Source organism: Pseudomonas sp. Sample_21, assembly GCF_004307525.1.
In the GTDB taxonomy this organism is placed as follows: domain Bacteria; phylum Pseudomonadota; class Gammaproteobacteria; order Pseudomonadales; family Pseudomonadaceae; genus Aquipseudomonas; species Aquipseudomonas atacamensis.
The window spans coordinates 23,399-34,936 of sequence record NZ_RCNZ01000137.1; the positions used below are offsets into that span (position 1 = coordinate 23,399).

The window sequence follows — 11,538 nt, forward strand, 5'->3', positions numbered from 1 at the left end:
AACCTGTGGGAGCCTGGCTTGCCAGCGATGAGGCCAGCCGCGACACCGCTAAACCGGCGTCTTGTAAGCCTCTTCCCGCTGCGCCGCCCGCGCCTGAATCACATTCAAAATCGCGCAGCCCTCGCGCATCAGCAGATGAACCGCGCTGGTCACCCGCGTCAGATCACAATCGGAAATGCCCTTGAGGTTAAGGCTGGCAAAGGTGTCGGCCAGATCGCGCACGACCACAAACCGGTGCATCGCACAGGCGGCCATGTCGCTGAGTTCAGTGTGGGTATTGATGAAGAGCACCGGGGATTCGGCGTCGTAGGTGTCGATGGGGAGATAGCGCGGCATTACTTGGTCGGTCATAAAGTTCACTCCAAAGAGGGGTCTGGTGCTGTATTCGACCGGCCAAGATCGTCGCAGAGTTATCTGCGAACGGAGACTATAAAAGTCGCGCCCAACGGCCGCAACCAGAGCTTCTGTCGGACTTTTCGGTATTTTTGTACGCCGCCCTCGACTTCCACACTTCCCACAAAAAGCCCCTCACCCTAGCCCTCTCCCAGAGGGAGAGGGGACTGATTGGGGGATGCTCTGGATCTACGCCGACGTGAGAGATCGCGTTGAATGCGACTTTGAATTCAACTTGATCTGGCGGTTGCCACATGGACCACAAACAACGCGGTCAGTCCCCTCGCCCTCCGGGAGAGGGTTAGGGTGAGGGGCCGATTTCTCTGGCACCCCGCCCGGCCTCGTCACACCGCAAACCCCATCACCGCGGCTTCGCCAACTCCATGATCATCCGCGACAACAAGTAAATCCGCGGTGCCACACTCGCCACTTCGGCATATTCCTCAGGCGTGTGAATATTGCCGCCGACAATGCCGAAGCCATCCAGCGTCGGCGTTCCTACGCCTGCGGACAAACTGGCATCCGCCGCGCCACCACTGCCCTCCTCGGTCAGCTTGCGGCCAATTTCGCCGTAAATGCCTTGAGCCATGGCCATCAAGCGATCCGACTCAGCCGTCTGCGGCATCGGCGGCAATCCGCGCTGCAAGGAGGTTTTCACTTCGGTATCGGCAATCAACTTGTCCTGCGAGACCCGCGCCAGATCCTTCTCGATGCGATCAAATTCCTCCGGCACTGCCGCGCGCACGTCCGCCTTGGCCGTGGCCTGATCAGGAATCACGTTGGTGCGATCGCCGGCCTTGAGCACGGTGAAGTTGATGGTGGTTTTCTTCGCTTCATCGCCGAGCTTGCCCAGTTGCAGAATCTGGTGCGCCGCTTCCATCGCCGCGTTCCGTCCAAGCTCTGGCGCGACGCCGGCGTGGGCGGCCTTGCCTTTGACTTCGACCAGCGCCGTCGCACTGCCCTTGCGCCACACCACCAGGCCATCGGCGGGGCGGCCCGGTTCGAGGTTGAGGGTCACATCGTGCTGTTTGGCGGTTTTCTTGATCAGGTCGGTGGCGACGTCCGAGCCGGTTTCTTCGCTGGCGTCCAGCAGGAAAGTGATCTGCGCGTAGTCTTTGAAGTCGAGGTTCTTCAGCACTTTCAGCGCGTAGATGCCGGCGACGATCCCGCCCTTGTCGTCCATCACCCCCGGCCCGTAGGCACGGCCGTCCTTGATGTGGAATGGCCGCTCGGCCGCGGAGCCTTCCTTGAACACCGTATCCATGTGCGCCATCAGCAGGATTTTCGCCTTGCCGGTGCCTTTGAGCGTGGCCAGCACGTGGTTGGATTTTTCCGGGGTGTTGGGTACCAACTCGATGGTGGCGCCGAGTTTCTTCAGCTCATCAATGGCGATCTCGCTGACCTGTTTCAGGCCCGGTTCATAACCTGAGCCGGAGTCGATATTGACCAGTCGCTCCAACAATTTCAGGGCTTCGGGCTGATACTGCTCGGCATCGGCGAGCACTTGTTTGTGCGGTTCGGCGGCGTTTGCGGCCGAGAATGCGAGGGACAGACCGAGGCTGGCGGCCATCAGAGAGCGGGGAAATGAGAACGTCATGAAGCAGTCCTTGTTTCGTGTCGGAGGGATTCAACCGTAACCGACATCGGCGCGAGGCTCTATAGCGGATGCGACACTGATCTAACCGACAACACATACCCCGGTGGGAGCGAGCCTGCTCGCGAAGGCGTCGTGGCAAACGATATTGATACCGCCTGACCCAGCGCTTTCGCGAGCAGGCTCGCTCCCACAGGTATCAGCTCGCCCGTCAGACCGAATCCAGCAGCGCCTGCCTCGGTTTGTTGTCACTGTTGCAGATCACCCGATTGCGCCCACTGGCCTTGGCTTCGTACAACGCCTGATCGGCCTCATCCAGCCAACGCGTGGCGTCGGCATGGCTCGGGTCGTAGGCGGCCAGGCCAATGCTCAGACTGACCTTCAACGCCGGGTTCTGCTCGTAGCCCATCACCGCAAAACGCTCGCGCAAGGCTTCCATCGCCTGAGCCGCGTTGAACAGTGGCAGCTCCGGCAGAATCACGCAGAACTCGTCCCCGCCATAGCGCCCCGCCACATCCGTGGCGCGCAGATTCTGTTTGAGCAGTTTGCTCAACTGGCGCAGGACGATATCGCCAGCGACATGCCCATAGGTGTCATTGATCGCTTTGAAGTGGTCGATGTCGATCAGCGCAATCGCCGCGCCCTGCTGCTGGCGTTTGCAGCGCTGGAACGCGAGGTTCAGCTGATCCTTCCACGCGCCGTGATTGAGCAGGCCGGTCAGGCTGTCGGTGCGACTCAACGCCAATAGCTCGCGCTTGTGCCGACCGAGGGTCGAGGCCTGACGAAAGCAGATCCAGCCCAGCGCCAGCGGATACAGCAACAGCAACGGCAAACAGGCGTAGAGCTGCAGCGGCGTTGTTGGCGGGATGAACGCCGGAGCAAACACCACCAGCCCGACGCCGATGCCCAATAGCTGCGCCGCCGTGCCCGCCAGCAAAAACCGCCCACCACCAATGGCGACGTTGTTCATCGCCATCATCGAAATCGTGGTTGCGCTGGGCAGCGGATTGAACTGCATGGCGGCGACCCAGAAGCCGCCCATGAATGCGTCGATCAGCAAATTGCGGTGTTCGGCGCGAAACGGCACGCTCGAGCGGCGCGCCCATTGAAACGCCAGATGCGGCCAGATCAGACCATTGAACAGCATCAGGCCCCACACCCACAGCGGCGGATCGAGGGCATACATCGCCACGCTGACACACATCAGCCCGAGCAGCAGCCCGAACACCCGCGACCTGTAAAGCCTCCTGGCCAGTGAAAGTCCCTTTCCTCGCGTATTTCCCATAAGGGCCTCGACCGCGCGATGCATGGTTACATCCCGACAAGGATGTGTCCGGAGTCTATCAGGGCGCCGTTAAATAGCCATCACCGGCCAGCGGCCTGAATAGAGCGCTATCAGCGCCGCACGCGCGGCCCAGAGTTGGCTATAAATGAAAGAGGGGAAATGGAAAAACAACTATAAAAAGGGGGCACATGCATACCTACGCTGTGTTGATCATCGGCAGCGGTTTCGGCGGCCAGTGCGCGGCGGTCAACCTGCTCAAGGCCGGAATCGACGACTTTCGCATTCTTGAACGACGCGACTTCTTCGGCGGCACCTGGTGCCAGAACACCTACCCCGGCGCAGCGGTGGACGTGCCGTCGCCGCTGTATTCGCTGTCATTCGCGCCCTACCGCTGGTCGCAGATGTTCGCCGAACAGGCAGAACTGCGGCGCTACACCGAACACGTAATCGAGCAGTTCGGTTTACGCGAGCGCGTGGAACTGGGGGCCGATGTCGAGCGCGTCGAATGGGACGAAGCGGAAAAGCGTTGGTTGGTGCACACCCGCGCCAGAGGTACTTTCCGAACCCAATTCCTGATCAATGCTTCCGGGCCGTTGAGTCAGCCGGTCATCCCCAACTTTCCCGGGATGGATCGCTTTCAAGGCAAGACTTTTCATACAAATAACTGGGACCACAGCTACGACTATCGCGGTAAACGCGTGGCGATCGTCGGCAGCGGCGCCAGCGCCGCGCAGGTGGTCCCAGCGATAGCGCCACAAGTCGAACAGCTGCATGTGTTCCAACGCACGCCGCATTGGGTGCTGCCGCGTGCCGATCGCAAATTCGGCCATTTCCAGCGCTGGCTGCTTGGCCTGAAACCGGCATACAAACTGCTGCGCTGGCTGATCTACTGGCAATTCGAAACCCGCGTGATCGCTTTCAAATACTCGAAACCGGCGATTCACCTGGTCCAGCGACATGCGCTGCGGTTCCTCAAGCGCCAGGTTCCAGACCCGGTACTGCGACAGAAACTCACCCCGGACTTCACCATCGGCTGCAAACGCGTTTTGGTGTCCAGCACGTACTACCCGGCGCTGAGCCGCGCCAACGTCACGTTGCACAGTCGCGAGCACGGCATCGCTTCGATCGACGAAAGCGGGATCAACACCGTGGACGGCGAGCATCTCGATGTTGATCTGATCGTCTGGTCCACCGGTTACGACGCCACCGACGGGGTGATTTCCTACCCGGTCAGCGGCAAAAACGCGGTGCAACTCAGAGATGTCTGGGCCGAATACCCGCGCGCCTACCTTGGCACCAGCCTGCCGGACTTCCCCAACCTGTTTATCGTCACCGGGCCGAACACCGGCATTGGCCACACCTCGGCGCTGTTCATCATCGAATCGCAGATGAACTACATCCTCGACTGCATCCGCACCGTACGGGCCAAAGGCCTGCGCAGCATCGAAGTGCGCCGTGACGCAGAACGTACCTACACTGCAATGATCCACCGGGAAATGCAGCGCACGGTGTGGAAGTCCGGTGGTTGCCACAGTTGGTACCAGAGCAAGAGCGGTCACGTGATCGCGATGTTTCCCGGCTTCAGTTTCAGCTATCACCTGCTGACCCGGGCGCTGAAACCGGCCGACCATATTTTGTCCTGAACACGTAAAAGGAAGACGTCGATGCTTTTGCTGTTTGTCGCACTCGCGGTTTTCGTGGCCTGGAGCTGGTTGAGTTACCCGGCGGTCGGCCATTGGCTGTACAACCTGGCCATGGCCAGCGAGGCCAGGTTGTACAAATTGCACAAGATCGAAGTGCCGATCGCCGAGATGACCGTGTCGACCTGGCAAGGCGGGCCGTACGAGGCGTCCAGCGCGATCCTGATGCTGCACGGCTTCAGCGCCGACAAAAACCTCTGGCTGCGCTGCGCCCGGCATTTCGTCCGTCAGTATCGGGTGATCATTCCGGATCTGGCCGGCCACGGTGAGACTGGCTTCATGGCTGGCGGCGGTTACGACATTGCGGTTCAGGCCAAACGCATGATTCAACTGCTCGACGTCTGCGGCGTGGAGAAAGTCCACGTCATCGGCAACTCCATGGGCGGCTACATTGCCGCGTGGCTGGCGGCGACCTGTCCGGAGCGAATCGCCTCGCTGGCATTGATCGACCCGGCCGGCGTCACCGCACCGGAGCCAAGCGACATGGAGCGCCACCTGGCGCGCGGGCACAATCCATTCCTGATCAATTCCCGCGAAGAATTTCAGCGTTTCTACGCGATGACCATGGAGTCGCCGCCGTGGGTGCCGAAGCTGGTGCTGGACGCCGTCGCCCAGCGCTATGAGCAACAACGTGACGAGCTCGAAGAAATCTTCCGCGACTTCCGCGCCAGCCCGCCGATGGAGCCGAAACTGGCCGAGATCAAATGTCCGGCGCTGTTGCTGTGGGGGCGCAAGGATCGCCTGATCGACGTCAGCAGCGTGCCGGTGTGGAGCAAAGGCATCGCCAATCTCGAAGTGGATGTGTGGGATCACGTCGGGCACATGCCGATGGTCGAACAGCCGGGAAATACCGCGCGGCTGTACGGGGAATTTCTGGAACGACAGCGATGAACATGGATATTCGCAATGCCCCAGGTGGCGCAACTGATCGTTCCCATGCTCTGCGTGGGAATGCCTCAGGGGACGCTCTGCGTCCAGTGACGCAGAGCGTCACGGGCTACATTCCCACGCAGAGCGTGGGAACGATCAGCGGAGACAGAAGGTTGGCGTTCCCATGAACATCCTTTACGACGAACGCCTCGACGGTCCGTTGCCCGAGGTGAACAAGGGCGAATTGCTCAAGGCCCTGCAACAAGCCCTGCCGGACCTGGACATCCTCTGGCGCGAAGATGAACTCAAACCCTACGAATGCGACGGCCTCTCCGCCTACCGCGCCACGCCAATGCTGGTGGCCCTGCCCCGGCGTCTGGAGCAAGTGCAAACCCTGCTGAAATTCTGCCATCAGAACAACGTGCCCGTGGTCGCGCGGGGTGCCGGCACTGGATTGTCCGGCGGCGCGCTGCCACTGGAAAAGGGCCTGTTGCTGGTGATGGCGCGGTTCAACAACATCCTGCACATCGACCCCGCTGCACGTATCGCGCGGGTTCAGCCGGGGGTGCGCAATCTCGCCATCTCCCAAGCGGCGGCCCCGTTCGGCTTGTATTACGCACCGGATCCGTCGTCGCAGATCGCCTGTTCGATCGGCGGCAACGTCGCGGAAAACGCTGGTGGCGTGCATTGCCTCAAGTACGGCCTGACCGTGCACAACGTGCTGAAAATCGAAGTGCTGACCATCGAGGGCGAACGTCTTACGCTGGGCTCCGAGGCGCTCGATTCAGCCGGTTTCGACCTGCTCGCCTTGTTCACCGGCTCCGAAGGCCTGCTGGGGATCATCACCGAAGTCACGGTGAAACTGCTGCCCAAACCGCAAGTCGCCAAGGTCCTGCTCGGCAGTTTCGACTCAGTGGAAAAGGCCGGTCGTGCGGTTGCCGAAATCATCGCTGCCGGGATCATTCCGGGTGGTCTGGAAATGATGGACAACCTGGCCATTCGCGCCGCCGAAGACTTTATCCACGCCGGTTACCCGGTCGACGCCGAGGCGATTCTGTTGTGCGAACTCGACGGCGTCGAAGCCGACGTGCACGACGATTGCCAGCGCGTACGGGAAGTCATGACAGCGGCCGGCGCCACTGAAGTGCGCCAGGCCCAGGACGAGGCCGAGCGTGTGCGTTTCTGGGCCGGGCGCAAAAACGCGTTTCCGGCGATCGGCCGGTTGTCGCCGGATTATTACTGCATGGACGGCACCATCCCGCGCCGCGAATTGCCCGCTGTGCTGCAAGGTATCGCTAGCCTCGGCGAGGAATATGGCTTGCGCGTGGCCAACGTGTTCCATGCCGGCGACGGCAACATGCATCCGCTGATCCTGTTCGATGCCAACCAGCCGGGGGAGCTGCATCGCGCCGAGGCACTGGGCGGCAAGATCCTCGAACTGTGCGTGAAAGTCGGCGGCAGCATCACCGGCGAGCACGGCGTAGGCCGCGAAAAAATCAATCAGATGTGCGCGCAGTTCAACAGCGACGAGCTACTGCTGTTTCATGCGGTGAAAGCCGCGTTCGATCCGCAGGGCCTGCTCAATCCCGGCAAGAACATTCCGACCCTGCATCGCTGCGCCGAATTCGGCGCGATGCACATTCACGCCGGGCAACTGCCCTTCCCCGAGCTGGAGCGATTCTGATGGCTAATTTCGATGCCGCCAACGCCCTGCTCGATCAGGTCAACGCAGCGCGGGCCAATGCCACGCCGCTGAAGATTCAGGGCGGCAACAGCAAGGCGTTTCTCGGTCGCGAGGTGGCCGGCGAAGTGCTCGACACCCGTGCTCATCGCGGCATCGTTCAATACGATCCGACCGAACTGGTGGTCACCGCACGTGCCGGCACGCCGTTGTCCGAGCTGCTCGCGGCGCTGGATGACGCCGGGCAAATGTTGCCCTGCGAACCGCCGTCCTTCGCCGACAGCGCCACGGTCGGCGGGATGGTCGCCACGGGACTGTCCGGACCACGCCGGCCGTGGTCCGGCTCGGTACGCGACTTCGTTCTCGGCACGCGGGTGATCACCGGCCTCGGTCAGCATCTGCGCTTCGGTGGCGAAGTGATGAAAAACGTCGCCGGTTATGACCTGTCGCGGCTGATGGCCGGCAGTTTCGGTTGCCTCGGCGTGCTCACCGAAGTGTCGCTGAAAGTCCTGCCGAAACCACGCCAGTGCCTGAGCATTCGCCTTGATATCGACTGCGCTCGGGCCTTGAGCAAACTTGCCGAATGGGGCCAGCAACCGCTGCCGATCAGCGCCGCGTGCCACGATGGCCGGAGCCTGTACCTGCGCCTGGAAGGTGGCGAAGGTTCGGTGACGGCGGCGCATCAACGCCTCGGCGGCGAGCCGCTGGATTCGGTTTTCTGGCGCGACCTCAACGAACAGCGCCTGAGTTTTTTCGACCAAGGCTTGCCGCTGTGGCGCCTGTCATTGCCGAACAACCTCGGCCCGCTCGAGCTGCCCGGCGAGCAACTGATCGATTGGGCCGGTGCGCAACGCTGGGTGAAATCCGAACGCCCTGAGATTCACGTACTCGCCCATTCCTTGGGCGGCCATGCAACGTGCTTTACCCACGGCGCCACCGATTCGCCGTTCCAACCCTTGGCGCCAACCCTGCTGCGCTACCACCGGCAACTCAAGGCGCAACTCGACCCGCAAGGGCTGTTCAACCCCGGGCGAATGTACGCGGAGGTCTAGCCATGCAAACCACCCTGAGCGAGCAATCGCGGCAATTGCCCCGCGCTGGCGAAGCGGAAAAGATCCTGCGCACCTGCGTGCATTGCGGCTTTTGCAACGCGACGTGCCCGACGTATCAATTGCTCGGCGATGAACTCGATGGGCCGCGCGGACGCATTTACCTGATCAAGCAAGTGCTCGAAGGCGCACCGGCCACCGAACAGACGCAGCTGCATCTGGACCGTTGCCTGTCGTGCCGCAACTGCGAAACCACCTGCCCATCCGGCGTCGATTATCACAACCTGCTCGACATCGGCCGCGCGGTGGTCGACAGCGCGGTGCCACGCCCCGCCGCCCAGCGCTTGCTGCGCGAAGGCTTGCGCGCGTTGGCGCCGAATCCGGCTGTGTTCAAAGGCTTACTGCGCATGGGCGCGACCTTTCGGCCGCTGCTACCGCGCCTGCTGGAAAGCAAACTGCCGCAGCGCTTGGGTGTCATGGGGTCGCGCCCTGCTCCTCGGCATGCGCGCCGGGTGTTGTTGCTCGAAGGTTGCGTGCAACCGGGTCTGTCGCCGAACACCAATGACGCAACGGCGCGGGTGCTTGATCGTTTGGGCATCAGCGTCACTCCGGTGAGCGAGGCCGGTTGCTGCGGCGCTCTCGACTATCACCTCGACGCTCAGGGCAAAGGTCTCGACCGCGCTCGGCAGAACATCGAAGCCTGGTGGCCGCATCTGCAGAACGGCGCCGAAGCCATCGTGCAGACGGCCAGCGGTTGCGGCGCGTTCATCAAGGATTACGGGCATTTGCTTGCGGACGATCCGGTCTATGCCGACAAGGCTCGGCAGATCAGCGAAATGACTCGGGACCTGGTGCAAATAATCGCTGAGGAACCACTGGAGCAAGTATGCGCCGCCAGCGAACGGCGCATCGCCGTGCATTGCCCGTGCACCTTGCAGCACGCACTGAAACTCGGCGGCGCCGTGGAAACAGTGCTGACCCGACTTGGCTTCAACCTCACGCCGGTACCGGATGGCCATTTGTGCTGCGGCTCGGCGGGCACCTACTCGCTGACCCAACCGGTGCTGGCGCGGCAACTGCGCGATCAGCGCCTCAACGCCCTGGAAAGCGGCCGGCCTGAGTTGATCGTCACTTCCAACGTGGGCTGTCAGAGCCATCTGGCCAGCGCCGGGCGCACGCCGGTCAGGCACTGGATCGAACTGGTGGATCAGTCGTTGGCAGAATGAAGTTCGTAGGATTCTTCGTTTGCCCGCCTGGGCGAAGGCTGCGATCTTTTCCGGCATCCATTTCGTCACCGTGGCAGGAATTTTTTTCATGACCGTGCAGCCGTTCGTCAGCCCCGACCTGATCCGCCAACGCTTCTCCCGAGCGATGTCCGACATGTACCGCGAAGAGGTGCCGCTGTACGGCGCGCTGATGGAACTGGTGGAGAAAACCAATCGCGAAGTGCTGACACGTCAGCCTGAGATTGCCGGACAGCTCAAGCGCACCGGCGAAATCGAGCGGCTGGACATGGAACGCCACGGCGCCATTCGCGTCGGCACCGCGAGCGAACTGGCCACCCTCGCCCGCCTGTTCGCGGTGATGGGTATGCAACCGGTGGGTTATTACGACCTGACCCCGGCCGGTGTGCCGGTGCATTCAACGGCGTTTCGTGCGGTGCATGAAGAAGCGTTGCAGGTCAGCCCGTTTCGCGTGTTCACCTCGTTGCTGCGGCTGGAGCTGATTGAAGATCCTGAATTGCGTTCGTTTGCCGAGTCGGTACTGGCCCGTCGTTCGATTTTTACTGAAGAGGCGTTGCGCCTGATTGAACAGGCGGAAACGGCAGGCGGACTGAATGAAGCGGAGGCCGTGGAATTCGTCCGACAGGCACTGGAGACTTTTCGCTGGCACCACAGCGCCACGGTCAGCGCCGCGCAATACCAGAAACTCAGCGCCCAGCACCGCTTGGTCGCCGATGTCGTTGCGTTCAAAGGCCCGCACATCAACCACCTGACCCCTCGCACGCTGGACATCGACACCGTGCAGCAACAGATGCCCGCCCATGGCATTACACCAAAAGCGGTGATCGAAGGCCCACCGCGCCGCAATTGCCCGATCCTGCTGCGCCAGACCAGCTTCAAAGCGCTGGACGAGCCGATCGCCTTCACCGATCAGCCCGAAACCCGTGGCAGCCACAGCGCGCGCTTCGGCGAAATCGAACAACGCGGCGCTGCCCTCACGCCCAAGGGTCGCGCGCTGTACGACCGCTTGTTGAATGCCGCTCGCGATGAACTGGGCGACTTCCCCAACGAAGCCAATGCCGCACGCTACAACGCGCTGATGACTCAGCATTTTGCGGAATTTCCTGACAGCATCGAGGGCATGCGCGAACAGGGGCTGGCGTACTTTCGTTATTTCGCTACGGAAAAGGGCTTGGCCGCTGAAGGACTTGGTGAGTCGTCCCTGGAGGACTTGCTGCGCGATGGCTATGTGAAAGCGGAGCCGCTGGTGTACGAAGATTTCCTGCCGGTGAGCGCAGCGGGGATTTTTCAGTCGAACCTGGGGGATGCCGCACAGGCGCATTACGGCGAACACTCCAATCGACAGGCTTTCGAACAGGCGCTGGGGCGTTCGACTATTGATGAGTTGGGGTTGTATGCCGAGACGCAACGGCGGTCGATTGAGGAGTGTTTGACCCGACTCGCGCGTTAAACATTAAAAGATCGCAGCCTACGGCTGCTCCTACAGGGGAAACGCATTCCAAATGTAGGAGCTGCCGCAGGCTGCGATCTTTTGATCTGAAGCTATGGGGCAATCTTTGCCTCCATAGCGATCTTTGCCTCCATAAAGGCATCTGGCCATTGTGCGCAAGAAGTTGCGCAGTTGCCCGTAATATTTCAGGGGTAAATTGCCCTGCAGCCCAAGCGGCGCAAGCCCTGCAGCCAAGTGCGCAAGAAGTTGCGCAGTACTGCGCAACTTCTTGC

At 61.6% G+C, this 11,538-nt stretch carries 10 protein-coding genes; 6 read left to right on the top strand and 4 right to left on the bottom strand.

What is annotated here, in order from left to right:
- Positions 1–48: 48 nt before the first annotated feature.
- The 3 genes from D8U71_RS25800 to D8U71_RS25810 form a co-directional block, all read right to left on the bottom strand.
- Positions 49–351: a hypothetical protein gene (locus tag D8U71_RS25800; protein WP_024012470.1), complete on the bottom strand. Its 303-nt coding sequence runs from the start codon at positions 349–351 to the stop codon at positions 49–51.
- Between the two features lie 403 nt (positions 352–754).
- Complete coding sequence (locus D8U71_RS25805; protein WP_130889028.1) at positions 755–1,990, bottom strand: M20/M25/M40 family metallo-hydrolase; 1,236 nt, start codon at positions 1,988–1,990, stop codon at positions 755–757.
- 208 nt (positions 1,991–2,198) lie between these two features.
- Complete coding sequence (locus D8U71_RS25810; protein ID WP_130889035.1) at positions 2,199–3,272, bottom strand: diguanylate cyclase; 1,074 nt, start codon at positions 3,270–3,272, stop codon at positions 2,199–2,201.
- 188 nt (positions 3,273–3,460) lie between these two features.
- Here D8U71_RS25810 and D8U71_RS25815 point away from each other — a divergent pair, with 188 nt between their 5' ends.
- From D8U71_RS25815 to D8U71_RS25840, 6 genes are all read left to right on the top strand, one after another.
- Positions 3,461–4,915, top strand: a complete 1,455-nt coding sequence (locus D8U71_RS25815) for an NAD(P)/FAD-dependent oxidoreductase (protein WP_130889029.1) — start codon at positions 3,461–3,463, stop codon at positions 4,913–4,915.
- A 21-nt stretch (positions 4,916–4,936) separates the two neighbouring features.
- Entirely contained in the window at positions 4,937–5,863 is a 927-nt protein-coding gene (locus D8U71_RS25820; RefSeq protein ID WP_130889030.1) for an alpha/beta fold hydrolase, read from the top strand.
- 163 nt (positions 5,864–6,026) lie between these two features.
- Positions 6,027–7,526, top strand: a complete 1,500-nt coding sequence (gene glcD, locus D8U71_RS25825) for a glycolate oxidase subunit GlcD (protein WP_130889031.1) — start codon at positions 6,027–6,029, stop codon at positions 7,524–7,526.
- Positions 7,526–8,575: a glycolate oxidase subunit GlcE gene (glcE, locus tag D8U71_RS25830; RefSeq protein ID WP_130889032.1), complete on the top strand. Its 1,050-nt coding sequence runs from the start codon at positions 7,526–7,528 to the stop codon at positions 8,573–8,575. The genes glcD and glcE overlap by 1 nt, the downstream gene beginning before the upstream one ends.
- A 2-nt stretch (positions 8,576–8,577) precedes the next feature.
- Positions 8,578–9,798, top strand: a complete 1,221-nt coding sequence (gene glcF / locus D8U71_RS25835) for a glycolate oxidase subunit GlcF (protein ID WP_130889033.1) — start codon at positions 8,578–8,580, stop codon at positions 9,796–9,798.
- 88 nt (positions 9,799–9,886) lie between these two features.
- The gene (locus D8U71_RS25840) at positions 9,887–11,266 is read left to right on the top strand and encodes a VOC family protein (protein ID WP_130889034.1); all 1,380 of its coding nucleotides are present in this window, start codon (positions 9,887–9,889) and stop codon (positions 11,264–11,266) included.
- A 30-nt stretch (positions 11,267–11,296) separates the two neighbouring features.
- Here the strand turns inward: D8U71_RS25840 and D8U71_RS28515 are convergent.
- Positions 11,297–11,538, bottom strand: a 242-nt coding sequence (locus tag D8U71_RS28515; protein ID WP_206663218.1) for a hypothetical protein, incomplete at its 5' end; no start/stop codon positions are given.

Excerpts from the sequence above, each read along its gene's own strand:
- D8U71_RS25800 (WP_024012470.1), bottom strand. The coding sequence starts at position 351 with ATGACCGACCAAGTAATGCCGCGCTATCTCCCCATCGACACCTACGAC.
- D8U71_RS25805 (WP_130889028.1), bottom strand. The coding sequence starts at position 1,990 with ATGACGTTCTCATTTCCCCGCTCTCTGATGGCCGCCAGCCTCGGTCTG.
- D8U71_RS25810 (WP_130889035.1), bottom strand. The coding sequence starts at position 3,272 with ATGGGAAATACGCGAGGAAAGGGACTTTCACTGGCCAGGAGGCTTTAC.
- D8U71_RS25815 (WP_130889029.1), top strand. The coding sequence starts at position 3,461 with ATGCATACCTACGCTGTGTTGATCATCGGCAGCGGTTTCGGCGGCCAG.
- D8U71_RS25820 (WP_130889030.1), top strand. The coding sequence starts at position 4,937 with ATGCTTTTGCTGTTTGTCGCACTCGCGGTTTTCGTGGCCTGGAGCTGG.
- glcD (WP_130889031.1), top strand. The coding sequence starts at position 6,027 with ATGAACATCCTTTACGACGAACGCCTCGACGGTCCGTTGCCCGAGGTG.
- glcE (WP_130889032.1), top strand. The coding sequence starts at position 7,526 with ATGGCTAATTTCGATGCCGCCAACGCCCTGCTCGATCAGGTCAACGCA.
- glcF (WP_130889033.1), top strand. The coding sequence starts at position 8,578 with ATGCAAACCACCCTGAGCGAGCAATCGCGGCAATTGCCCCGCGCTGGC.
- D8U71_RS25840 (WP_130889034.1), top strand. The coding sequence starts at position 9,887 with ATGACCGTGCAGCCGTTCGTCAGCCCCGACCTGATCCGCCAACGCTTC.